Annotated in this window: 19 protein-coding genes; 2 read left to right on the top strand and 17 right to left on the bottom strand. The window is 59.0% G+C overall.

Annotated elements, in window-relative coordinates; translation table 11 throughout:
* Positions 1-53: 53 nt before the first annotated feature.
* The 4 genes from guaB to LHAB_RS11120 form a co-directional block, all read right to left on the bottom strand.
* Positions 54-1523 carry an IMP dehydrogenase gene (gene guaB, locus LHAB_RS11135; RefSeq protein WP_090046350.1) on the bottom strand — a complete coding sequence of 490 codons (1470 nt, stop codon included), beginning with the start codon at positions 1521-1523 and terminating at the stop codon, positions 54-56.
* Positions 1524-1619: 96 nt separating this feature from the next.
* The gene (locus tag LHAB_RS11130; RefSeq protein ID WP_090046348.1) at positions 1620-2528 is read right to left on the bottom strand and encodes a class I SAM-dependent methyltransferase; all 909 of its coding nucleotides are present in this window, start codon (positions 2526-2528) and stop codon (positions 1620-1622) included.
* Positions 2529-2535: 7 nt separating this feature from the next.
* Positions 2536-2904, bottom strand: coding sequence for an RnfH family protein (locus tag LHAB_RS11125; protein WP_090046345.1), 369 nt, complete (start codon positions 2902-2904; stop codon positions 2536-2538).
* Positions 2897-3337, bottom strand: a complete 441-nt coding sequence (locus tag LHAB_RS11120; protein WP_090046342.1) for a type II toxin-antitoxin system RatA family toxin — start codon at positions 3335-3337, stop codon at positions 2897-2899. The genes LHAB_RS11125 and LHAB_RS11120 overlap by 8 nt, the downstream gene beginning before the upstream one ends.
* A gap of 94 nt (positions 3338-3431) precedes the next feature.
* Here LHAB_RS11120 and smpB point away from each other — a divergent pair, with 94 nt between their 5' ends.
* Positions 3432-3926, top strand: coding sequence for an SsrA-binding protein SmpB (gene smpB, locus LHAB_RS11115; RefSeq protein ID WP_090046339.1), 495 nt, complete (start codon positions 3432-3434; stop codon positions 3924-3926).
* Between the two features lie 7 nt (positions 3927-3933).
* Here the strand turns inward: smpB and LHAB_RS11110 are convergent, their stop codons facing one another.
* The 12 genes from LHAB_RS11110 to LHAB_RS11055 form a co-directional block, all read right to left on the bottom strand.
* Positions 3934-5016, bottom strand: a complete 1083-nt coding sequence (locus LHAB_RS11110) for an enoyl-CoA hydratase/isomerase family protein (protein WP_090046336.1) — start codon at positions 5014-5016, stop codon at positions 3934-3936.
* Entirely contained in the window at positions 5009-5893 is an 885-nt protein-coding gene (locus tag LHAB_RS11105; RefSeq protein WP_090046334.1) for a DMT family transporter, read from the bottom strand. The genes LHAB_RS11110 and LHAB_RS11105 overlap by 8 nt, the downstream gene beginning before the upstream one ends.
* A gap of 13 nt (positions 5894-5906) precedes the next feature.
* Entirely contained in the window at positions 5907-7724 is a 1818-nt protein-coding gene (gene typA / locus LHAB_RS11100) for a translational GTPase TypA (protein WP_090046332.1), read from the bottom strand.
* A gap of 13 nt (positions 7725-7737) precedes the next feature.
* Positions 7738-8718 (bottom strand): tRNA pseudouridine(55) synthase TruB, encoded by a 981-nt coding sequence (gene truB / locus LHAB_RS11095; RefSeq protein WP_090046331.1) that lies wholly within the window; start codon positions 8716-8718, stop codon positions 7738-7740.
* Between the two features lie 2 nt (positions 8719-8720).
* Entirely contained in the window at positions 8721-9095 is a 375-nt protein-coding gene (rbfA, locus tag LHAB_RS11090) for a 30S ribosome-binding factor RbfA (RefSeq protein ID WP_090046327.1), read from the bottom strand.
* Entirely contained in the window at positions 9096-12062 is a 2967-nt protein-coding gene (gene infB / locus LHAB_RS11085; protein WP_090046324.1) for a translation initiation factor IF-2, read from the bottom strand.
* A gap of 26 nt (positions 12063-12088) precedes the next feature.
* Positions 12089-13573: a transcription termination factor NusA gene (gene nusA, locus LHAB_RS11080; RefSeq protein WP_090046322.1), complete on the bottom strand. Its 1485-nt coding sequence runs from the start codon at positions 13571-13573 to the stop codon at positions 12089-12091.
* 69 nt (positions 13574-13642) lie between these two features.
* Positions 13643-14206: a ribosome maturation factor RimP gene (gene rimP, locus LHAB_RS11075; RefSeq protein WP_090046320.1), complete on the bottom strand. Its 564-nt coding sequence runs from the start codon at positions 14204-14206 to the stop codon at positions 13643-13645.
* 154 nt (positions 14207-14360) lie between these two features.
* Positions 14361-15962, bottom strand: a complete 1602-nt coding sequence (locus LHAB_RS11070) for an ABC transporter ATP-binding protein (protein ID WP_090046318.1) — start codon at positions 15960-15962, stop codon at positions 14361-14363.
* Positions 15959-17014, bottom strand: a complete 1056-nt coding sequence (locus LHAB_RS11065; protein ID WP_090046315.1) for an ABC transporter permease — start codon at positions 17012-17014, stop codon at positions 15959-15961. Before LHAB_RS11065 ends, LHAB_RS11070 begins: the two co-directional genes overlap by 4 nt.
* Positions 17011-18048, bottom strand: a complete 1038-nt coding sequence (locus LHAB_RS11060; protein WP_090046312.1) for a microcin C ABC transporter permease YejB — start codon at positions 18046-18048, stop codon at positions 17011-17013. Before LHAB_RS11060 ends, LHAB_RS11065 begins: the two co-directional genes overlap by 4 nt.
* 3 nt (positions 18049-18051) lie before the next feature.
* A complete protein-coding gene (locus LHAB_RS11055) occupies positions 18052-19932 on the bottom strand; it encodes an extracellular solute-binding protein (protein WP_090046309.1) in 1881 nt (626 codons plus the stop codon).
* Positions 19933-19969: 37 nt separating this feature from the next.
* On the opposite strand from LHAB_RS11055, the gene fabI reads away from it, so the two are divergent.
* Positions 19970-20785: an enoyl-ACP reductase FabI gene (gene fabI, locus LHAB_RS11050; protein WP_062404610.1), complete on the top strand. Its 816-nt coding sequence runs from the start codon at positions 19970-19972 to the stop codon at positions 20783-20785.
* 432 nt (positions 20786-21217) lie between these two features.
* On the opposite strand, the gene LHAB_RS11045 is transcribed toward fabI, so the two are convergent.
* The gene (locus tag LHAB_RS11045; RefSeq protein WP_090046307.1) at positions 21218-23491 is read right to left on the bottom strand and encodes an arginine/lysine/ornithine decarboxylase; all 2274 of its coding nucleotides are present in this window, start codon (positions 23489-23491) and stop codon (positions 21218-21220) included.
* Positions 23492-23653 lie beyond the last annotated feature (162 nt).

Genomic DNA, 23653 nt, shown 5'->3' with positions numbered 1-23653 from the left:
GAGAAATGAAAAGGCGTCTGGGGTACAGACGCCTTGGTGATCAGGAGCAGATTTTAGTCGGCCCGGTAGTTCGGCGCTTCTTTGGTGATCTGCACGTCGTGCACATGGCTTTCACGGATGCCCGCAGCGGTGATTTCCACAAACTGCGATTCGTTGTGCATGGCCTCGATGGTGGCGCAGCCGCAGTAGCCCATGCTGGCGCGCAAGCCGCCGGCCATTTGGTAAATGATGGAAACCACCGAGCCTTTGTAAGGCACGCGCCCTTCGATGCCTTCGGGCACCAGTTTGTCGGCATTCGGGTTGCCGGTGCTGGACTCTTGAAAGTAACGGTCGGCACTGCCCTGCTGCATCGCGCCAATCGAGCCCATTCCGCGGTAGCTTTTGTAGCTGCGGCCCTGGAACAACACGATTTCGCCGGGCGCCTCTTCGGTGCCCGCAAACATGCCGCCCATCATCACGGTGCCCGCCCCTGCGGCAATGGCTTTAGCGATGTCGCCGCTGTAGCGGATGCCGCCGTCAGCGATCAATGGCACGCCAGTGCCTTTGAGGGCCGTGGCCACGCTGTCGACCGCCATGATTTGCGGCACGCCCACGCCCGCCACAATGCGGGTGGTGCAGATCGATCCGGGGCCAATGCCCACCTTGACCGCATCGGCACCGGCTTCGACCAGCGCCAAAGCGGCAGCCCCGGTGGCGATGTTGCCGCCAATGACTTCGATGTGCGGGTAGTTTTGCTTGACCCAGCGCACGCGGTCGAGCACGCCTTTGCTGTGGCCGTGCGCGGTGTCCACCACGATGGCGTCCACACCCGCACGGGCCAGGGCTTCCACGCGTTCTTCGGTGCCCTCGCCCACGCCCACAGCCGCACCCACACGCAATTTGCCCGCACCGTCGCGCGCGGCGTTGGGGAAGTTCAGCTGTTTGGTGATGTCTTTGACGGTGATCAGACCTTTGAGTTCAAAGGCGTCGTTGATGACCAGCAGGCGTTCCAATTTGTGCTTGTTGAGCAGGTGTTTGGCCTGCTCGGGCGTGGTGCCCTCGGGCACGGTGATCAGACGCTCGCGGGGTGTCATGATCTCGCTGACTTTTTGGTCATAGCGGGTTTCAAAGCGAAGGTCACGGCCGGTGACGATACCCACCACTTGGCGACCATCGCACACCGGAAAGCCCGACACACCCAGTTCGTCGCTCAGGGCCATGACCTGGCGCACAGTGGTGTCCGGCGTGATGACAACCGGGTCGCGCAGCACACCCGATTCGTAACGCTTGACCTTGGCCACTTGGGCCGCTTGCTCTTGCGCCGTCAGGTTTTTGTGCACGATGCCGATGCCGCCTTCTTGGGCGATGGCAATGGCCAAACGGGCTTCGGTGACCGTGTCCATGGCAGCGGACACCAGGGGAAGGTTCAGTCGGATGTTTCGGGTGAATTGCGTCGCCAGCGACGTGTCCTTGGGCAGGACTTGGGAGTAAGCAGGGACGAGGAGGACGTCGTCAAAAGTCAGGGCTTTACCGAGTAGGCGCATAAGCGAAGGCTCCAAAAAATGGATTGTACCCGTGCAGGCCAAGGGATTTCCCTGATTCGCGTCCAGAAATCAGGCCCCGTGCAGGGTAGAAAAGGCTCAGGCGTTTTGGTAGTGAAGCACCTTGAGCGACTTTTGCGGATCGATGTCGGCAAAGGCTGCCGGGTTGGCCAGGCGCTCAACAAAGCGCAAGCCGGGCGCCGCTTCGGCCACTTGCGCGTGCAAAAAAGCCGTGTCCAGCTCGGGCGCGTTCAAACACAGCAGCACATGGCCTTGCGGCTCCAGCAAATCGGGCAGGCGCCGGATCAGCTTGATGTAGTCTTTGGTGGCGATGAAACTGCCCTTTTGGTAGCTGGGCGGGTCGATCACGATCACGCCATAGGGCCCCATCTTGCTGATCTTGCCCCAGGTTTTGAAGATGTCGTGGCCCAGAAAACGGGCTTTCGCTGGCAAATCGTTCAGCCGGTGGTTTTGTTGACCCACCGCCAGCGCGGCCTGGCTCATGTCCAGATTGACCACCTGCGCCGCCCCGCCCTGCAAGGCCACCACGGAAAACGCGCAGGTGTAAGCAAACAGGTTGAGGATGTTTTCCTGTTGGGCGTGCCGTTTGAGCCATTCGCGCCCGTTGGCCATGTCCAGAAACAGGCCATGGTTCTGGCCCCGCATCACATGCACCTGGTACTTGGCCCCCAGCTCGTTCACCACATGCGGCTCGGGCACGCTGCCGGCCATGAGCCGGGTTTGGGCCTCGCCTGGCGCGCGGCACTGGAACACCCAATTGAGCGTCGCGTTGGGCGCCAACACTTGCCAGCGCGCTTGCAAGGCGGCATGGCACAAAGCCAGCTCATCTTCGCCGACGGGTTTGAAGCTGGTCAGGACCCAAACAGGCGAAAACCAATCCAGTGTCCAGTGCTCGCAACCGGGGTACAGGCCACCCCGACCATGAAACACCCGGTGTGCATCGGCGGTGACTTGCATCTGGGCAATGGCGTTCAACAGCGCTTGCATGGTTTTTTCAATACCCAGCGGCTGAGCCGTTTTTGCGGTTCGCAAAAAGACCTGTACGGCCTTTGCCTTGGCGCTTGAAGCGCTGGCGGCGCGCGACTTTGGGATCGACCTTGAGCGGACGGTACAGCTCAATCCGGTCATCGGCATGCACAACATGCGTCCAAGGTACTTTTTTGCCCCAGATACCAGGCTGCTGAAAGCGCAGGGAAGACAAAGAAGCGTTGTCCTTTGAACCCGGGTTTTGCACGCACTGCGCCACACCCAGTTCCAGCGCAGAGGCCACCGTACTGCCAGCGGGCACCAGCAAGCGCATCTCATGGACGTGTCGGGGCGCCAAGCTCCAGCAGAGCGTGACCCAAACGGCGGGCTCAGCCATAGACGGCTTCGGCGCGTTTCACAAAAGCATCGACCAGGCTGGCCGCGATCTTGTCAAAGACAGGGCCCACCAGCGCGGCCAAGGTTTTGCTGGAAAAACCGTACTGCAAATCCAGCTCGACTTTGCAGGCGCGTTGGGTGCCGTCGCCCACGGGTGTGAAGCGCCACATGCCGCTCAGGTTGGAAAACGGGCCTTTGACCAAGCTCATGCCCACCGAGCGCCCTTCTTCATGGGTGTTGCGGGTGGTGAAGGTTTGCTGGATGCCGCCCAGGCTGATGCCCACTTCGGCCATCATGCCTTGGGCGTCGGTTTCGAGCACGCTGGCACGGTCACACCAGGGCAAAAATTCGGGGTAGCGCGCCACGTCGGTCACGAGGCGAAACATTTCTTCTGGCGAGTACCAGATCAGAACGGACTTGTGGATATTCTTCATACAATGCAGCGATTGTAGTTTTTCAATGCGCCTTCGGGCGCTTGAGCCGACTGCACACCCTTGCGAACGGCCGTGCCGTCCTTATCTGCTCCTCATGGCCACCACCAAAAAGTCCCCTGCTGCCCCCGTTTTTGCCAAGATTGCCGAGAACAAAAAAGCGTCATTCGACTATTTTTTTGAAGAACGCTACGAGGCCGGCATGGTGCTCGAGGGCTGGGAGGTCAAGGCCATCCGCGAAGGCAAAGTGCAGTTGACCGATGGTTATGTGGTCATTCGCAATGGCGAGCTGTTCATCATCGGCTGCCTGATCAACCCGCTCAAAACCGCTTCCACCCACATCAACCCCGAGGCCGCACGCACGCGCAAATTACTGCTGAACAAGGAAGAGATCAAGCGGCTGATCGGCAAGATCGAGCAAAAGGGCTACACCCTGGTGCCAATCAATTTGCACTGGAAAGCCGGCAAGGTCAAATGTGACATCGCGCTGGCCAAGGGCAAGGCCGAGCACGACAAACGCGACACCATCAAAGACCGCGAAGGCAAGCGCGAAGTCGAACGCGCCATGAAAAGCCGCCACCGCGACCGCTGACGCGGCCTCAGCTCAAATCGCGCAGGGGGTGGTGGTCCGAAGGCCACGGACTCACAAAGAACCGCGCAGCTTCGGACAAATCCACATCCTCCACCCGGGCCGGTTTCCATTGGGGGCTGTGGTCCTTGTCGATCGCCAAGGCGCGGATGCCCTCCACCGTGTCACTGTCCGCCACCGCGCGCAAGTGGAAACAGTGGTGCACCATGTCCCGCTCTAGGCGCAGGTCATCGGCCAAGCTCATTTGACGGGCACGGCGGATCTGTTCGAGCACGACGTGCAGCATCAGGGGGGAGCGGTGGCGCAAGGTGTGGGCCGTTTTCTGGCTCCATTCATCGGACGACGATTCCAACCGGGTCAGCATGTCGGCCACCGAAGGCAAACCAAACACCTCGTCAATTTGTGGCTGTGGTGTGAGCTTTTCTGGCGTCATAGCCCCCGCTTGGGCCAGCACCCAACGCTCCACCGATTCGGCGTTCTCAAAGGGGCTGCTGATCAAGGTCTGCCAGATGGGCTCCAGCATGCCGCTGGGCAAGGCAATATCGGCCAGTTTGGCGGCCACGGCCTGTGCGCCGTTCAGCATCTGCCCCGTCAGCCCTAGGTATTCACCCAGACGCCCCGGACAACGGCTGAGGAAATAACCGCCGCCCACATCCGGGAACAGACCGATGTGGGTTTCGGGCATGGCCATCTTGGTGCGCTCGGTCACCACACGCACGCTGGCGCCCTGGCTGATGCCCATGCCGCCGCCCATGACGATGCCGTCCATGAAGGCGATATAAGGCTTGGGGTAGGTGTGGATCAGGTGGTTGAGGCGGTACTCCTCGGTGAAAAAGTCACCCAAGGAAGCGTCGCCTGCGTGTGCGGCCTGATGGAAAAATCGGATGTCGCCGCCCGCACAGAAAGCGCCGAACGGCCCTTCTTTGCCGGTGCCGCGCACAGCCACGGCCAACACTTGCTCATTGGCTTGCCAATCGCGCAAAGCTTGGGTCAAGGCCCGCACCATGTCGAGCGACAAGGCGTTCAGCGCCTTGGGGCGGTTGAGGGTGATGCAGCCGATGCGGCCTTCGATGTGCGCGATGACGTCAGACATTGTTCTGCCTCCAGCCTAACCATTCATTGAGAAGCAAGGCTCCCAAAACCAGAGTACCCCCAAAGAGCACGCTCAACTGAGGCGTTTCGTTGGCCCCCCACCAAGCCAATGCAATGCCAAACACGATTTCCAGCAAAGCCAGCAAGGACACTTCTGGCGCTTTGAGCACACGGGCACAAACCACGGACAAAGCGCAGGGAATGGCCAGTTGAAACAAACCCAATCCAGCCAACAAACCCACATCATGCACCGAGGCCTGAAATGGGGCGGCCAGTGGCAAGGTCAACACACATGAAAAGATGGCCCCCAAGAGGACCGAAGGAACCAGATCCAGGTTTTGCCCTTCACTCTGACTTTTTTGCACGATCGTCCATTGGATGGCACCCGCAACAGGCACACACAGCGCCACCAAAGACCCCAACAGGAAATTCGGATCGCCCAAACTCAGTTGGTTGCCATACATCCAGCCTATGCCGATACCCGCCAAAGCGATCGCCAACCAGGTTCGCCCAGGCAAGCGATGGCCCAAAAAAACCCGAGTGATCAAAGCCGTGAGCAAGGGGCCGACAGCCAAGGTGATCAAGACATTGGCGACGGCTGTCAATGTCAAAGCCACCATGAAGGCAGTGAACATGACACTCCAGCAAACGCCAGAAAGCCAGAAATAACGGTTGCGCCAGGGCAAGCGGGAAAAAATTCCCTTGCCCTGCCACAGCGGCAAGATCACCAGCAACGAGAGCACGGTGAAAAAACTGCGCCAGAAAGTCACTTCAAAGCTGCGTGCTTCTTCCAAATGCCGCGTCACCACGCCGGCTGTCGACCACAAGGCCGCATTGCCGACCATGACCCAGACGGCCATACCGTGTGACATTTTCATGGCGCTGATCGGATCACTTGTTGCGCTTGCGGTCGCTTTCCTTCAGGAAACGCTTGCGCAGACGAACGCTCTTGGGTGTGATTTCGACCAACTCGTCGTCCTCGATGAACTCCACACCGTATTCCAGCGTCAGGTCGATGGGTGGTGTGATCTTGATCGCGTCTTCCTTGCCGGACACACGGAAGTTGGTCAACTGCTTGGTGCGTGTGGCGTTCACCACCAGGTCGTTGTCACGGCTGTGGATGCCCACAATCATGCCTTCGTACACCGGGTCGTTCGCCTTCACGAACATGCGGCCACGGTCGTCGAGCTTGCCCAAAGCGTAGGTGAAGATTTCACCGTCGTCCATGGAAATCAGCACGCCGTTCTTGCGGCCGCCGATGTCACCCTTGTGGGCTTCGTAGCTGTCGAAGATGTTGGAGATCAGGCCAGAGCCACGCGTCAGGTTCAGGAATTCGTTGGTGAAACCGATCAGACCGCGCGCTGGAATGCGGTATTCCAAACGGACGCGGCCACGGCCATCGGGTTCCATGTTGACCAATTCACCCTTGCGCTCGCCCAAAGCTTGCATCACGCCACCCTGGTGGGTTTCTTCGATGTCCGCCGTGACCAGTTCGATGGGCTCATGGCGCTCGCCATTGACATCGCGGAACACCACGCGTGGCTTGGAAACAGCCATTTCGTAGCCTTCACGGCGCATGTTTTCCAGCAAGATGGTCAGGTGCAATTCGCCCCGGCCCATGACTTCAAAGATGCCTTCTTCGTCGGTTTCCTTGACGCGCAAAGCCACGTTGTGCTGCAGTTCTTTTTGCAAACGGTCCCAAATCTGGCGGCTGGTCACATACTTGCCTTCACGACCGGCCAAAGGGCTGGTGTTGACGCAGAAGTTCATGGTCAGCGTGGGCTCGTCCACCTTCAACATGGGCAGCGGTGCAGGGTTGGCGACGTCGGTGACGGTCACACCTATGTTCAGATCGGCAATGCCGTTGATCAACACGATGTCACCCGGACCGGCTTCGGTCACCTGCACGCGGTCCAAGCCTTGGAATTTAAGGACTTGGTTGACACGGCCTTTGATGGCTTTGCCGTCCGCGCCTTCCATGACGACCACATCCATTTGAGGTTTGATGGTGCCTTGGCTGATGCGGCCCACACCGATACGGCCCACGAATGTGGAGAAGTCGAGCGCAGAGATTTGCAGCTGCAATGGCGCCGCAGGGTCACCTTGTTGTGGCGGCACGTGCTTGAGCACGGTGTTGAACAAGGCCGACATGTCGGGGCCCCACTGCTCACCCGGTGCACCTTCTTCGAGCGATGTCCAGCCGTTGATACCGGAGGCATACACCACGGGGAAATCCAGCTGCTCATCGTTGGCGCCGAGTTTGTCGAACAAGTCAAAAGCGGCGTTCACCACTTTGTCGGGGTTGGCACCGGGCTTGTCCACCTTGTTGACCACCACGATCGGCTTGAGACCCAGGGCCAGGGCTTTCTTGGTCACAAAACGGGTTTGCGGCATGGGGCCTTCTTGCGCGTCGATCAACAAGACCACGCCGTCAACCATGGACAAGGCGCGTTCCACTTCGCCGCCGAAGTCCGCGTGGCCCGGGGTGTCCACGATGTTGATGTGGGTGCCTTCCCAGCTCACGGCGCAGTTCTTGGCCAAAATGGTGATGCCACGCTCACGTTCGATGGCGTTGTTGTCCATCACGGTGTCCACGATTTTCTCGTGGTCAGCGAAGGTGCCCGACTGGCGAAGCAGTTGGTCCACCATGGTGGTTTTGCCATGGTCAACGTGGGCGATGATGGCGATGTTGCGGATTTGCTTGGTCATGCTTTCTCTTCCTTTAAACCTGCTCGGCCAGCAACGGCTCGGTGGCAGGTGATTTTTCTAAAATCTGTTGAATTTCCATCGGGCTCAACAATCGACCCGGAATCAATTCGCCGCCGTGCACATGTGCTGTTCCCAGCAAGGCACGAGGATGTTCTCCATACACCACGACTTGATCACAATCAACCCAAGGGCCGCGTCTGCGCACCCCATTCAAAAAACGATCGGTGCTGTCTTTGTCCAACTGCACCTCGGTATAACCCGGCAACAAGACATGCACCGGCAGCAAAGCCGCCAAGCGCTGGCTTTCGTCCATGGCTTCAAGCTGCACGAGCGATACGCACAGGGCTTGCTCAAAAGGCCCGGTCACCACACGGCGCAAAGCGCTCAAATGGCCACCACAACCCAGGGCTTCGGCGATGTCTTCGCCCAGCGTGCGGATGTAAGTGCCTTTGGAGCAGCGCACACGCAAACGCAAAAAAGGCGCGTCGCCCTGCAGTTGCATGTCCAACAAATCCAGATCATGGATCACCACGTGGCGCGCTTCGCGCGCCACGGTTTCACCCTGTCGGGCATATTCGTACAAGGCCTTGCCATCCTTTTTCAAGGCGCTGTGCATCGGCGGCACTTGGCTGATGGGCCCCATGAACCTGTCCAGCACCTCGACCACCATACCCGCTGAACATGACACTTCTCGGACAGAAATGACCTCGCCCTCGGCATCGCCTGTGCTGGTTTTCAAACCCAAGCGAACCGTGGTCTCGTAAGTCTTGTCGGCGTCCAGGTGTTGCTGGCTGAATTTGGTGGCCGCCCCAAAACACAAGGGCAACACCCCAGTCGCCAAAGGGTCCAGCGTACCGGTGTGGCCCGCTTTTTCTGCGCGCAGCAACCATTTGGCTTTTTGCAAAGCCTGGTTGCTGGAAAGACCCAGTGGTTTGTCGAGCAGAAGCACCCCATGCACAGGGCGCCTCTGCACCCTGGTGCGTGGCGCGTTCATGCTCAGTCCTCCTGGGCGCGAGACGACACGGCCTTGGCAATCAATGCATTCATGTCCGACGCACGTTCGGTGGTCTGGTCAAACAAAAAGTGCAAAGTGGGCACGGTGTGGATGTGCAAACGCTTGAACAAGCCATTGCGCAGAAAACCTGCTGCGGCATTGAGGCCCTCGGTGGCTTCTTCGGGGTTGCCCGTCAACACACTGAAATAGACCTTGGCGTGCGCGTAGTCGGGCGTGACCTCGATCGCATTGATCGTGACCATGCCCACACGCGGATCTTTCAGCTCGCGCGCAATCAACTCGGCCAGATCACGCTGGATCTGGTCGGCCACGCGGAATCCGCGATTGGGCAAAGAGGACTGCTTTTTACGCGCCATTTACAGCGTTCTCGCAATTTCCTTGACGTCAAAGAATTCGAGTTGATCACCTTCTTTGATGTCGTTGTAGTTTTTGAGCTTGATACCGCACTCGAAGCCTTCTTTGACTTCGCGCACGTCGTCCTTGAGTCGCTTGAGCGAGTCGAGCTCACCGGTGTAGATGACCACGTTGTCGCGCAACAAACGGAACTTGGCGCTGCGGGTGACTTGACCTGAGGTGACCATACAGCCGGCCACCGTACCGATTTTGGACGCCACGAACACGGTCCGGATTTCGGCCATGCCCATGATTTCTTCGCGCTGCTCGGGTGCCAACATGCCCGACATGGCGGCCTTGAGCTCGTCCACAGCGTCATAAATGATGTTGTAGTAATGCAGATCCACGCCATTGCCTTCGGCCAACTTGCGCGCACCCGCATCGGCACGCACATTGAAACCGATCACGATGGCCTTGGAGGCGATCGCCAGGTTGATGTCCGACTCGCTGATGCCGCCCACGCCGGAGTAAACCAGCTGGACTTTGACTTCTTCGTTCGACAATTTGAGCAAGGATGCGCCCAATGCTTCCTGAGAACCCTGCACGTCGGCCTTGATGATGATGGGCAGCATCTTGACTTCGCCCGCCGAAATGTCGGTGAACATGTTCTCGAGCTTGGCCGCTTGTTGCTTGGCCAGCTTGGTGTTGCGGAACTTGCCCGCACGGTAAGTGGCGATCTCGCGGGCACGGCGCTCGTCGCCCATGACCATGAACTCGTCACCGGCTTGCGGCACTTCGGTCAGGCCCTGAATCTCGACGGGAATCGATGGACCCGCAGATTTGATGGTCGCGCCGTTTTCGTCCAACATGGCACGCACGCGACCAAAGGTCTGACCCGCCAGCACCACATCGCCTGTGTTCAAGGTGCCGGACTGCACCAGGATGGTGGCCACAGGACCACGCCCCTTGTCCAGACGCGCCTCGATCACGAGACCCTTGGCTGCGGCTTGCACCGGGGCCTTGAGTTCCAGCACTTCGGCCTGCAAGAGCACTTGCTCCAGCAGATTGTCGATGCCCATGCCGGTTTTGGCCGACACGGAGACAAAAGGCGATTCGCCACCGAATTCTTCGGGCACGACTTCTTCGGCAATCAGCTCAGCGCGCACACGCTCAATGTTGGCATCGGGTTTGTCCATCTTGTTGATGGCCACCACAATCGGCACACCGGCTGCTTTGGCGTGCTTGATCGCTTCCTTGGTTTGCGGCATCACGCCGTCGTCACCGGCCACCACGAGGATGACGATGTCGGTGGCTTGAGCACCACGGGCGCGCATGGCCGTGAAGGCCTCGTGACCGGGGGTGTCGAGGAAGGAGATCATGCCGCGAGGCGTTTCAACGTGGTAAGCGCCAATGTGCTGGGTGATGCCACCGGCTTCGCCCGAGGCCACTTTGGCCCGGCGAATGTAGTCCAGCAAAGAGGTTTTACCGTGGTCCACGTGGCCCATGACGGTCACCACGGGGGCACGGGAGAGCAATTCGGCGTGTTGGTCCGACACTTCGTCGTCGGTGAAGGCTTCCGGATCGTCCAGCGCCGCCACCACCGCTTTGTGGCCCATTTCTTCCACCACGATCATGGCGGTGTCTTGGTCCAGCGGCTGGTTCATGGTGGCCATCTGGCCCAACTTCATGAGGTGTTTGATGACCTCAGAGGCCTTGATGGCCATCTTGTGGGCCAATTCGGCCACGGTGATGGTTTCGGGCACATGCACTTCGAGCACACGCACTTCAGCAGGGGCCTGCTGACTTTGGCCATCGTCGCGGTCGCGGTCGTTGCCGCGTCGGCCACGTGGGCCGGTGCGCCAGTTGTTACGGCCCACACCTCCACTGGTGTCGCCACGTGTGGGAATGGCCTTTTTCTTGGCCGGATCACCTGCCCAGCTGGATGACAGCTTGGCCGACTTGACTTCTTTGTTCGCGCCAGGGGCAGCGGGTGCCGCAGCCTGCGCTGCAGCTGCGCGGGTACCGGGGGCGGGCGTGCCTGCGGGTTTGTGCAAGGTGCCTTTGACAGGGGCCTTGGCTTCAACTTTGGGCTCATCTTTTTTGGCGACCAACACCTTTTTAGGGGCGCTCATCATGGTCCGGATGGCTTCGGCTTCGGCCAAGGCTTTGCGACGACGTGCATCCAGGTCCTGAGCGCGGGCCGTTTCTTCATCGGCTTTGGCCTTTGAATCGGCTGCAGCTTTCAAGGAAGCAGCTTCGCGTACAGCGTGCTCTGTCTTGGCTTTGGCAGCAGCAGCTTCAGCCAACTCGGCAGCCTTGGCTGCAGCCTGGCTTTCGGCAGACACAACAGGCGCCGGCTTGGCCTGCGATGCCGCATTGATGCTGGCCGCTTCTGCGCGGGCCAACTGCTCACGGTCTTCGCGGCTGATTTGAGGCTTGGAAGGTGCGGCATGGCCAGCTGCCAAGGCTGCAGCTTCAGCGAGTGCCTGAACTTCAGCACGGGCCTTGGCCTCTTGCGCTGCCAATTCTGTTCGCTCCTGCGCTTCCTGCGCTTCACGCAAACGGCGTTTTTCGGCGAGCTCCTCTTCCTGACGGCTGATCAACTCGGCCTGGCGACGGGCTTCTTCTTCACGACGCGCCAAATCCGCATGATCGATCACGGGCTCTTCAGGCTGCGCGGCGGGTTCATCGTCACGCTTGATCAGGGTGCGCTTCTTGCGCACTTCGACCTGGATCGTACGTGCTCTGCCTGAAGCATCGGCCTGCTTGATCTCACTGGTGGACTTTTTCACCAAGGTGATCTTCTTGCGATCAGCTGTCACAGTGCCGTGACTGGCTTGCAAATAACTCAGCAGTTTTTGTTTGTCGGTATCGGTCAGCGTGTCGCTGTCCGAGGTCTTGGCAACGCCTGCTGATCGCAATTGATCCAACAAGACATCGGCAGATTTTTTGAGTTCATTGGCGAACTCGGCAACAGTGGTACTGGACATAATTTTGTTCAAGCCTCCATCAGACTTCAGGCCTGGCCAGCGAACCAATGTTCGCGGGCTTTCATGATCAGGGTGGTCGCCTCTTCAGCTGTCTGAGCGGTGATGTCAGTCAGTTCGTCGGTGGCCAAATCAGCCAAGTCATCACGGGTATGGATACCCGCTTCAACCAGCTTGGAAATGAGCTCAGGCGTCAGGCCTGGCAGGTCACGCAGGTCCTGAGACACGTCTTCAACACTCTCTTCACGCGCAATTTCGAGCGTCAGCAAGGCGTCTTTGGCACGTGTACGCAATTCGTTGATCGTGTCTTCGTCGAAGCTTTCGATCTCCTGCATTTCCTGGATCGGCACATAGGCCACTTCTTCCAGGCTGGTGAACCCTTCGCTGATCAGGATGTCAGCAATCTCTTGGTCGACATCGAGCTTTTCCATGAACAGCTGGCGAATGCCAGTTGTTTCTTCGGCCTGCTTCTGGGCAGACTCGGCCGCGTCCATGATGTTGATCTTCCAGCCGGTCAAGTCAGAAGCCAAGCGCACGTTCTGGCCGCCGCGACCGATCGCGATCGCCAAGTTTTCTTCGTCCACCACCACGTCCATGGCGTGCTTTTCTTCGTCCACCACGATGGACTGGACATTGGCTGGGGCCAACGCGCCGATCACGAACTGGGCCGGGTCTTCACTCCACAAGACAATGTCGACGCGCTCGCCAGCCAATTCATTGGTAACGGCATTGACACGGGTGCCGCGCACACCGACGCAGGTGCCGATGGGGTCCACGCGTTTGTCGTGTGACAAAACGGCAATTTTGGCGCGTGAGCCCGGGTCGCGGGCGCAGGTCTTGATTTCCAGCAGGCCTTGCTCGATCTCAGGCACTTCTTGGCGAAAGAGTTCGATCATGAACTCGGGGGCGGAACGCGACAACAAGATGGGCGCACCCCGCAAAGTCAGGTCCACTTCCATGATCATGGCGCGCACACGGTCACCGCTGCGCAGGTTTTCCTTGGGGATCATTTCGCTGCGACGCAGACGGCCTTCGATGCGGCCGGCTTCACAGATGATGTCGCCCTTGTCCATGCGTTTGACGGTGCCCACAAAAATCTTCTCGCCCCGCGACATGAAGTCGTTGAGCAGCATTTCACGCTCGGCGTCCCGGATTTTTTGCAGGATGACCTGCTTGGCCGCCATGGCACCGATGCGGCCAATGGGCACAGATTCGATCGGCTCTTCGATGTACTCGTCGACTTCAATGTCGGAGATCTGTTCTTTGGCTTCAAACAACAGGATTTCCTGTTCCGGCAACTGCAGACCGGCCTCATCGGGGACCACGTGCCAGCGGCGGAAAGTATCGTAGTTGCCGTTGTCACGGTCCACCGCCACGCGGATGTCCACCTCACCGGCGTACAGCTTCTTGGTGGCTTGGGCCAATGCAGCTTCAACGGCACCAAACACCACGTCGCGCTCAACGTTCTTTTCACGTGAGATGGCTTCGACCAACATCAACATTTCGCGATTCATGAATGACTCTCCTGTTCCACTGGGTCTGCGGTTCAGACCCGATAAAAATGCTCAAAACCTGACACCCGGTCAGGTTTCAACCTTTGGCTTGCGCCCTTTGAAATCCACCACGGGGGCCAAACGGGCCTCGCGCAATTCGTCCAATGTGAACCCCAGTGCATGCAACGGTGCAGGGGCTCGCTTTGGACTGACTTTTTGACCGGGCTTGACAGCGGGCGCATCGCTCCAGACGATTTGCCAGCCTTGGCCGGTGGCGTCACGCTCGAGCGTGCCGCGAAATTTTTTACGCGTCGGGTTGACCATCCCAGCAGCGCTCTCGCCCATAGGGGCTTTGAGGGTGAGATCGATCAACTCACCGACGAAACGCTCAAAGTCTTGCGCATTGCGCAAGGGGCGATCAATACCGGGCGATGACACCTCGAGCCGGTTGTAGGTCACACCGTCGACCTCAAGGGCAAACTGCAGCTGCCGATTGACTTTTTCGCAATCTTCCACGTTGATGAACAACTCCGAGCCCGGCTGCCAAGGCCAGTCGATGGTGATGCGCAACAAACCGCCCGCTGTGCGGTCAATCTCAACCAGGTCATAGCCCAGGCCGGTCACGGTTTCTTGAACAATTTGCTGCAATGCCACAGAGCTTCGGAATGTCAACGTTAAAAAAGAAAGACCCAAAAAAAACGGGCGGTGAAAACCCGCCCGTTTGGTCGTGAAGCCAGTATTCTAGCCGAAAAACGCGCTAAGTGCGTGATTTTGAAGGAAAACGAGACCCGAATGGCCCTGGGATGGCTCAGCCATCTGGAAAGGCGGCCAACAAACGGCGGGTGTAGTCATGCCCGGGCTGGTGCAGCACCTGCTCAGCAGGCCCCGCCTCCACAATCCGTCCGGCTTGCAGCACCATCACCTGATGAGACATGGCCCGCAAAACGTCGATGTCATGGGTAATCAATAAATACGCCATGTTTCGATTTTTTTGCAACGCCTGAAGTAACTTGAGGATTTGCTTTTGCACGGTGACATCGAGCGCACTGGTTGGTTCATCCAGCACCAGCAATTGCGGCGCCATGACCAGTGCACGTGCCAAAGCAATGCGCTGCCTTTGCCCCCCAGAAAAAGCATGGGGGTAGCGGTTGAGCAAGTCCGCAAAGTCGCTCGAGCTCAGCCCTACTTCGGCCAAGGTCGCCACCACCCGGGCTTCGATGACCGCTTCGGACCATTGCGGCTGGTGCAGTCGCAAGCCTTCCGAGACGATTTCACCCACCGTCATGCGCGGTGACAAGCTGCCGTATGGGTCCTGAAAAACCACCTGCACCCGCTGCCGCAAGGTCTGGTCTCTGCGGGGAACACCTTGCCAGGTCTGCCCCCCGAAGGAGAGCGCTCCACCAAAGGGGATCAAGCCCAACACGGCCTGCGCCAAACTGGATTTGCCAGACCCCGACTCCCCCATCACCCCCAAAGTGGTGCCCGGTGAAATGCTGAAGTCTGCCGGATGCAAGGCCGTGAAATGGTGCTGGCGAAACCAGTTCCGAAAACCTGGCACCGCCATGGGGTAGCGCACCTGCAATCCCTTGGCCTGCATCAAAGGGGTCGCTGCGGCGGGGACCTCGACCAAACCCTCTCGTCCAGGCCGGCTGTCCAAGAGCTTTTGGGTGTAGGGGTGCTTCGGATGCGAGAACACATCGGCCAAAGCGCCCTGCTCCACCAAATGGCCTTTTTCCATCACCGCCACGCGGTCGGCAAAGTGGCGCACCAGGGCCAAATCGTGTGTGATCAGCAGCACAGCCATGCCGGTTTTTTGCTGCAAATCGGCCAGCAGCTGCAGCATCTGCAGCCGCAAACTGGCGTCCAGGGCGGTGGTGGGCTCGTCCGCCAGCAGCAGCTTGGGCTCAGACGCGAGGGCCATGGCCATCATGGCGCGTTGGCGTTGGCCGCCTGACAACTGGTGCGGGTAAGCCCCAAAACGGCGCTCTGAGTCGTCGATCCCGGTTTCGGACAACAAATGCACGGCACGCGCATCGGCGTCGCGCCGATGCATGAGCTTTTTGAGCTGCAGCACTTCCGAGATCTGCGACCCCACCGTCATCAAAGGGTTGAGCGCCGTCATGGGCTCCTGAAAAATCATGGCGATCTCGTCGCCACGGATGCGCTGCATCTCAGCAGGGGTTTGCTGCAGCAAGTTTTGGCCTTGCCACAGCACCTGACCCGAAAGCTCGGCGGATTCCAGCAAACGCAGCACCGACAGCGCGGTGACCGACTTGCCCGATCCCGACTCCCCCACCAAAGCCACGCGCTCACCCGCTTGAATGCTCAGGTTCACGCCATGCACCACGGGCTGACCGCCAAAGGCGATGCGCAGGTCTTGGAGTTCCAACAAAGCTTGTGGGGTGCTCATGTGTCCACCTTTCGCGGGTCGAGTGCGTCGCGCAAGGCGTCGCCCATGAAGGTCAAGAGCAGCAAGGTCACCACCAACACCACGAAAGTGGACATCGATATCCACCAGGCGTCGATGTTGTTTTTGCCTTGGGCCAGCAACTCCCCCAACGAGGGTGTGCCAGGGGGCACGCCCAGGCCCAAAAAGTCCAGCGAGGTCAGGGCCAAAATGGCGCCGCTCATGCGAAACGGCAAAAAGGTCACCACCGGGGTCATGCTGTTGGGCAGCACATGCCGCCACATGATCTGCCAATGGCCCAAGCCCAGCGCACGAGCCGATTTGACGTAATCGAGCTGCCGGTTGCGCAAAAACTCGGCCCGCACATAGTCGGACAAACCCATCCAACCGAACAGGCCCAGCAGCAAGAGCAGCAATCCCACGCTGGGCTCGAACACGGCCGAGAAGATGATGAGCAAATACAGCTCAGGCATGGCGCTCCAGACTTCGATGAAGCGCTGAAACACCAGGTCGGTCTTGCCCACAAAAAAGCCCTGTACCGCGCCGGTCAACACGCCCAGCACCACACCAAACAGGGTGAGCGCCAAAGCAAACAGCACCGAGACCCGAAAGCCATAAAGCAAACGCGCCAAGACATCACGCCCCCGGTCATCTGTCCCCAGCCAGTTGCGCCCAGTGGGCGGGGCCGGGTTGGGCAAAGGCGCGAAATAGTCGAGGGTGCTGTGGTGGTATGGATTGAGGGCTTGCAAAGCCCAGTTGTCACCCTTGTGCAGCTGTTGCTGGATGAAAGGGTCCAGGTAATCGGCAGGTGTCTCGAAGTCACCGCCAAACACTTTTTCAGGCAAGGTCTGCACCACGGGAAAGTACCACTGCCCCTCAAAACGCACCACCAGGGGTTTGTCGTTGGACAAGAACTCGGCACCCAAGCTCAGGATGAACAGGGTGACAAAAATGATCAGGCTGCCAAAGCCCAGGCGGTTGCGCCTGAAACGCTGCCAAGCCCGGGCTGAGGGCGAGGTCTGGTGCAGCAAGGCGGTGTTGGTCGCTGCGGTCATTTGTCAAACTTCACGCGGGGGTCGACCCACAGGTAGCACAGGTCACTGATCAGCTTGGTGACCAGCCCGATCAGGGTGAACAAATACAAGGTACCCAGCACCACCGGGTAGTCGCGTCGGATCACGGCCTCATAACTGAGCAAACCCAGTCCATCGAGCGAAAACAGGGTTTCGATCAGCAGTGAACCGGTGAAAAAGGCGCCAATGAAGGCCGCAGGAAAACCCGTGACCAGCGGAATCAAGGCGTTGCGCATGACATGGCGGTAGAGCACCCGGTTTTCACTCAGGCCTTTGGCGCGTGCCGTCAGCACATACTGTTTGCGGATTTCTTCCAAAAATGCGTTCTTGGTCAGCATGGTGATCACGGCAAACGAGCCCAACACACTGGCCGTGACCGGCAAGGCGATATGCCACAGATAGTCGACCACTTTGGCACCCCAGCTCAGCTGCTCCCAATTGGACGAGGTCAGGCCGCGCAGTGGAAACCACTGCAGCTGTCCACCAAAAATCACCAGCAAGGCGACACCCAGCACAAAACCTGGAATGGCATAGCCCACCAGCACCAGCAAACTGCTGAGCGTGTCAAAACGCGTGCCCGCCCGCACGGCCTTGGCAATGCCCAAGGGCACCGAGACCAAATAACTCAGGAAAAACGTCCACAAGCCCAGACTGATGGACACGGGTAATTTTTCCTTGATCAGACTCCAGACGTCTTTGGGGTAAAAAAAGCTCTTGCCCAGATCGAACTGCGCAAATTGCTGGAGCATCATCCAGAACCGCTCCGTGGGGGGCTTGTCAAAACCGTACAGCGTTTTAATTTCGGCAATGCGGGCGGCATCCACGCCCTGCCTGCCCCGATAACCGCTGCCCGCGGCGGCTGCTCCCTCCCCGCCCGTGTCACGGCCTTGCAGCTGGGCCACCATCTGCTCAACCGGGCCACCGGGCACAAACTGGATCACCACGAAAGTCATCAACAACACGCCGAACAAGGTCGGAATCATCAGCAGCAAGCGTTTGAAAATGTAGGCCAGCATGGGTCAGGGGGCCTTGGGGGCCGCTTGAGCGGCCGTTGAAGTTGAGGCATCTGGGGACCACCACACGGTGGTCACCAATTTCTCTGGTTGGTAAAAACGCGGCAAATCGGCAGGACGTGCAAACACCTTGGCCCGCCAAGACACCCTGTGCACCGCACCGTACCAGTGTGGCACCACATAGTGGCCGTGCCGCAGCACCCTGTCCAAAGCACGCAGGCGGGTCACCAGCTCAGGCCGTGACGTGGCGCTCACCACCTTGTCCAGCAAGGCATCCACGGCTGGGTCTTTGAGGCCGATCACATTGCCTGAACCCTCGACGTCGGCCGATCGGCTGCCGTAGCGCTCGAGCAACTCGGTGCCAGGGGCTTCACTGCCCACGGTTCGGTTGCTGACGATGTCAAAGTCAAACACGTCCATGCGCTTTTGCAGCAACGCAAAGTCGATCACTTTGTACTGAACCTGGATGCCCAGTTTTTCCAAATTCTTGGCAAATGGCGTGACCACGCGCCCCATTGAGCCCGAACTGTCCAAAAACTCAATGCTGAAGGCTTGCCCCTTGGCGTTGCGCAAAGCGCCATCGCGGTAGGTCCATCCGGCGTCTTGCAGCAGACCACGCGCTTGGCGCAAATGGTCGCGCAGGGTGTGGCCCGAAGCCGGCTCCAGCGCGGTCTGTGGCGGTTGCGGGACTTCCTGCTCGAACACGGCAGCAGGCAGCTGGGCGCGCAAAGGCGTGAGCAAGGCCAACTCGTCGGCGCCCGGTCGGCCTTTGGCCTCAAAGTCGCTGGCCACAAAATAACCACGCACACGGCTGTAAGCGTTGTAAAAAAGTTGGCGGTTCAACCACTCGAAGTCCATGGCCAGCGCGATGGCTTGGCGCACCCGAACATCTTGGAATTTGTCGCGGCGCGTGTTGAACAAAAAGCCCTGAAAGTCGCCGGCATTGCCGTGCGGCAGCTCGGCCTTGATCAACTCACCCCGCTCAAAGGCCCGGCCTGTGAAGGCCCTGGCCCATTCCCTCGCGATGAAGGACTGCATGTAATCGAACTCGCCCGCCTTGAAGGCTTCAAGCTGGGCGGTGCTGTCCTTGTAGATTTTGTAGGTGATGCGGTCGAAATTGAATTGGCCTTTTCGGACGTTCAAGTCACGCGCCCAATACGCCGGATCGCGCTCGTAGGTGATGTCCTTGCCAAACTGCACACGGCCGATGCGGTAAGGGCCTGACGCAATCGGGATGTCCATCACGATCTGGTCCAAAGGCTTGTGAGCGCTGCCCTGCAGCCCCCACTTGTGGCTGAACACAGGCAAGCTGCCCACGATCAAGGGCAGCTCACTGTTGGGGCGAACAAAGTCAAAGCGGATGCTGCGCTCGGCGAGGACTGTGGCGCCTTTGACTTCGCCAAAAAACGTGCGGTACTGGGGCGCGGCCTGCTTGCTGGTCAAGCGCTCAAAAGAATGGCGCACATCGAGCGCCAGCACCGGGTCACCATTGTGAAAGCGCGCTTGCGGGTGAATCTGAAAGGTCACCGACATGCGGTCGGGGGCCACAAAGACATCCGAAGCCAGCAGGCCATAGGCCGTGGTCGGTTCGTCCATGTTGCCCACCAGCAAGGTGTCAAAAAGCATGCCCAACATGGACGGGGGAGCACTCCCCTTCAAGGTGAAGGGGTTGTATTTATCGAAGTTGGACTGCCGAGTCGGCGGCACCAGCATGATCTCGCCGCCTTTGGGCGCAACTGGGTTGACGTACGCGAAATGGGCAAACCCGGCCGGGTAGCGGATGTCCCCGAATTGGGCATAAGCGTGTGCGGCCCAAGCATTGGCCGCCAACCCCAGCCCAAGGGCCAAGCAGCAGTGTGTCCAGAAACGGGCCAAGGGTCTTCGCATGCGACAATTCTGCACACATTTTTCAGGAGTTGAAGACATGACTACAAAAACAGGATTTCTGTCGGGTAAAAAGCTGCTGATCACCGGCGTGCTGTCCAACCGCTCGATCGCTTACGGCATCGCCAAGGCCTGCCATGCGCAAGGGGCCGAGCTGGCCTTCAGCTACGTGGGCGAGCGCTTCAAGGACCGAATCACCGAGTTCGCGGCCGATTTCGACTCCAAATTGATCTTTGATTGCGATGTGGGCAGCGACGAACAGATTGAAAAATTGTTCACCGACCTGTCGGCCACTTGGCCCAAGTTCGACGGTTTTGTGCATGCCATTGGCTACGCACCACGCGAAGCGATTGCCGGTGATTTTCTGGACGGTTTGTCGCGCGAAGGCTTCAAGATCGCGCACGACATCAGCGCCTACAGCTTCCCCGCCATGGCCAAAGCGGCCTTGCCTTACCTGAACGACAAGTCGGCTGTGCTGACCTTGACCTATTTGGGCGCGATCCGCACGGTGCCCAACTACAACACCATGGGCCTGGCCAAGGCGAGCCTGGAAGCCTCGGTGCGCTACCTGGCCGAGTCGCTGGGCAGCCAAAACCGTGGCCTGCGTGCCAACGGCATTTCGGCCGGCCCCATCAAGACGCTGGCGGCCAGTGGCATCAAGGGTTTTGGCAAGATTTTGTCGGTGGTGGCAGAAGCCTCTCCGATTCGCCGCAATGTGACCATTGAGGACGTGGGCAATGTGGCCGCCTTCATGCTGAGCGATTTGGCTGCGGGCGTGACGGCCGAGATCACGTATGTGGACGGTGGTTTCAGCCAAGTGGTCGGTGGCATTGCGGAGCCAGCGGCTGCGGCTTGATGTTTTGTCTATGCCTCTGAAGCCCGCGAAGACGGGCTTCAGCTTTTGCAATGACCGCCTGAGGCGATGCGAGCGCTGTCCGGGCTCATCAATCGCTTCGCTCGCCAAATCGCCCGGTTCAGCACCCACCTCGTCTCGGGCTGAGTGGATGATCGTGTGCCCATGGGGCTGGTAAACGTGGCAGTAATGCTCAAGCGCACGGTCTGGTTCAACCATCAACGGTTGGACACTGGCCATAAAAAGTGGGACAGAACAAACATCTCCTGGAATTTAAAAAAGCGGCATCAGCCGCTTTTTTTAATGCTCCCCCGCAGGTGAGTTGGAGCCCTGTGCGGGGGCGATGTGGCTAAGCGAAGCGCCTCTGAGCCCCCGCACAGGGCCCCAACTCACCTGCCCCCTAAAGCCTTGAGACGCATCGCCAAGGCAAAAGTCTTAAACCTTCACGCAATCCGCAAAGTACCGCTTCTTGCCGTCATCGTCTTTGATCTCCACCAGACCATGGATGTCTGTTTCGAAGCCCGGGCACTTCTCGTTGAACTCACGCGCGAACTTGAGGTAATCGACGATCTTCTTGTTGAAAACCTCGCCAGGGATCAAGAGCGGAATGCCGGGCGGGTACGGCGTGACCAAACCCACGGTGATACGGCCTTCCAGGTGGTCGATTTCCACCCGCTCGGTCTTGCGGTGCGCAATGTGGGCGTAGGCGTCAGACGGCCGCATGGCCGGGGCCAGGTCGGACAAATACATGTCGGTGGTCAGGCGAGCGATATCGTACTTGGCGTACATCTCGTGCACATGCTGGCACAGGTCGCGCAAGCCCATGCGCTCGTAGCGCGGGTATTTCTGGCAGAACTCCGGCATGATTTTCCACATGGGCTGGTTCTTGGCGTATTCGTCCTTGAACTGCTGCAAGGCCGTGAGCAAAGTGTTCCAGCGGCCCTTGGTGATGCCGATGGTGAACATGATGAAAAAGCTGTAAAGGCCCGTCTTTTCCACCACCACCCCATGCTCGGTCAGGAACTTGCTAACGATGGATGCCGGAATGCCGGTTTTGTCGAACTTGCCGTCGAGGTTCAGGCCCGGTGTGACGATGGTCGACTTGATGGGGTCCAACATGTTGAAGCCATCGGCCAGTTGCTGGCCGAAGCCATGCCACTTGCTGGCCTTTTTGCGAGGGTCGTTGCGCAAGATCCAATCGTCGGCGCGGCCAATGCCCTCGTCGGCAAACTTTTCAGGGCCCCAGACCTTGAACCACCAGTCCTTGCCGTAATCCTCGTCCACCTTGCGCATGGCGCGGCGAAAATCCAATGCCTCTGCAATGCTCTCTTCCACCAGCGCAGTGCCACCGGGCGGCTCCATCATGGCGGCAGCCACGTCACAGCTGGCAATGATGCTGTACTGCGGGCTGGTCGAGGTGTGCATCAGGTACGCCTCGTTGAACAGCGGCCTGTCCAGCTTGGTGTTTTGCGCGTCCTGCACCAGCACATGGCTGGCCTGGCTGATACCCGCCAACAGCTTGTGGATGGATTGCGTGGCGTACACCATGGACTCTTTGGGTCGAGCGCGCTTTTTGCCCATCGCGTGGTAGGGGCCATAAAAGGGGTGAAAGGCCGCATGGGGCAGCCAGGCTTCGTCAAAGTGCAGGTTGTCCACGTAACCGTCGAGCATGCTCTTGATGGTTTCGGTGTTGTAGAGCACCCCGTCGTAGGTGGACTGGGTCAGGGTCATCACGCGGGGCTTGACCTTTTTGGGATCCACGCCTTTGAGCAAGGGGTTGGCCTTGATTTTGGCCATGATGGCCGCAGGCTCAAACTCGCTTTTGGGAATGGGCCCAATGATGCCGAAATGGTTGCGTGTGGGCTTCATGAACACCGGCACCGCACCGGTCATGATGATGGCGTGCAGGATGGATTTGTGGCAGTTGCGGTCCACGACCACCACATCGCCGGGTGCCACCGTGTGGTGCCAGACAATCTTGTTGGAGGTGCTGGTGCCGTTGGTCACGAAGAAGCAATGGTCGGCATTGAAAATGCGCGCGGCGTTGCGTTCGCTCTCGCCGATGGCGCCGTTGTGGTCCAACAGCTGGCCCAACTCTTCCACGGCGTTGCACACGTCGGCACGCAGCATGTTTTCGCCATAAAACTGGTGGTACATCTGGCCCACAGGGCTCTTGAGAAAAGCCACGCCACCGGAGTGGCCGGGGCAGTGCCACGAATAGGAGCCGTCTTCGGCGTAATCGAGCAGCGCCTTGAAAAATGGCGGCTGAACGCCCTCCAGATAGCTTTTGGCCTCGCGGATGATGTGACGTGCCACGAACTCGGGGGTGTCTTCAAACATGTGGATGAAGCCGTGCAATTCGCGCAGGATGTCGTTGGGCAAATGGCGCGAGGTCTTGGTCTCGCCATAAATGTAAATGGGCACGTCGGCGTTCTTGCGACGCACTTCGTCAATGAAGGCCCGTAAATTGATCACGGCCGGGTCCAAGTCCGGGCCCGGTGAGAACTCTTCGTCGTCAATCGACAAAATGAATGCACTGGCGCGGCTTTGCTGCTGCGCAAACTGCGACAAGTCACCATAACTGGTCACGCCCAAGACCTCGAAACCCTCGGCAATGATGGCATCAGCCAAAGCGCGTATACCCAGGCCCGAGGTGTTTTCGGAGCGGTAATCTTCGTCAATGATGACGATGGGGAAACGAAATTTCATGGGCTGGTGGGCTGTGCGCCAAAGAAAGGTCAAAGGGATTTGAAACAGTGGCGAAGTTTAAGGACAAAAAGGCCCCACTGAGCGACGCAGATCACAAATTGGCAAAAAACCTGTCCCTCAACGGCCAGCCGCGATCGCACAAGAATTGCCCAGGCGTCCGAA

It is taken from the genome of Limnohabitans sp. 2KL-27, assembly GCF_001269345.1.
Taxonomy (GTDB): domain Bacteria; phylum Pseudomonadota; class Gammaproteobacteria; order Burkholderiales; family Burkholderiaceae_C; genus Limnohabitans_A.
This window is presented reverse-complemented; position numbering and strand designations above follow the sequence as displayed.

Coding starts and splice junctions, on each gene's coding strand:
- guaB (WP_090046350.1), bottom strand. CDS start 1,523: ATGCGCCTACTCGGTAAAGCCCTGACTTTTGACGACGTCCTCCTCGTC.
- LHAB_RS11130 (WP_090046348.1), bottom strand. CDS start 2,528: ATGCAAGCGCTGTTGAACGCCATTGCCCAGATGCAAGTCACCGCCGAT.
- LHAB_RS11125 (WP_090046345.1), bottom strand. CDS start 2,904: ATGGCTGAGCCCGCCGTTTGGGTCACGCTCTGCTGGAGCTTGGCGCCC.
- LHAB_RS11120 (WP_090046342.1), bottom strand. CDS start 3,337: ATGAAGAATATCCACAAGTCCGTTCTGATCTGGTACTCGCCAGAAGAA.
- smpB (WP_090046339.1), top strand. CDS start 3,432: ATGGCCACCACCAAAAAGTCCCCTGCTGCCCCCGTTTTTGCCAAGATT.
- LHAB_RS11110 (WP_090046336.1), bottom strand. CDS start 5,016: ATGTCTGACGTCATCGCGCACATCGAAGGCCGCATCGGCTGCATCACC.
- LHAB_RS11105 (WP_090046334.1), bottom strand. CDS start 5,893: ATGAAAATGTCACACGGTATGGCCGTCTGGGTCATGGTCGGCAATGCG.
- typA (WP_090046332.1), bottom strand. CDS start 7,724: ATGACCAAGCAAATCCGCAACATCGCCATCATCGCCCACGTTGACCAT.
- truB (WP_090046331.1), bottom strand. CDS start 8,718: ATGAACGCGCCACGCACCAGGGTGCAGAGGCGCCCTGTGCATGGGGTG.
- rbfA (WP_090046327.1), bottom strand. CDS start 9,095: ATGGCGCGTAAAAAGCAGTCCTCTTTGCCCAATCGCGGATTCCGCGTG.
- infB (WP_090046324.1), bottom strand. CDS start 12,062: ATGTCCAGTACCACTGTTGCCGAGTTCGCCAATGAACTCAAAAAATCT.
- nusA (WP_090046322.1), bottom strand. CDS start 13,573: ATGAATCGCGAAATGTTGATGTTGGTCGAAGCCATCTCACGTGAAAAG.
- LHAB_RS11070 (WP_090046318.1), bottom strand. CDS start 15,962: ATGAGCACCCCACAAGCTTTGTTGGAACTCCAAGACCTGCGCATCGCC.
- LHAB_RS11065 (WP_090046315.1), bottom strand. CDS start 17,014: ATGACCGCAGCGACCAACACCGCCTTGCTGCACCAGACCTCGCCCTCA.
- LHAB_RS11060 (WP_090046312.1), bottom strand. CDS start 18,048: ATGCTGGCCTACATTTTCAAACGCTTGCTGCTGATGATTCCGACCTTG.
- LHAB_RS11055 (WP_090046309.1), bottom strand. CDS start 19,932: ATGCGAAGACCCTTGGCCCGTTTCTGGACACACTGCTGCTTGGCCCTT.
- fabI (WP_062404610.1), top strand. CDS start 19,970: ATGACTACAAAAACAGGATTTCTGTCGGGTAAAAAGCTGCTGATCACC.
- LHAB_RS11045 (WP_090046307.1), bottom strand. CDS start 23,491: ATGAAATTTCGTTTCCCCATCGTCATCATTGACGAAGATTACCGCTCC.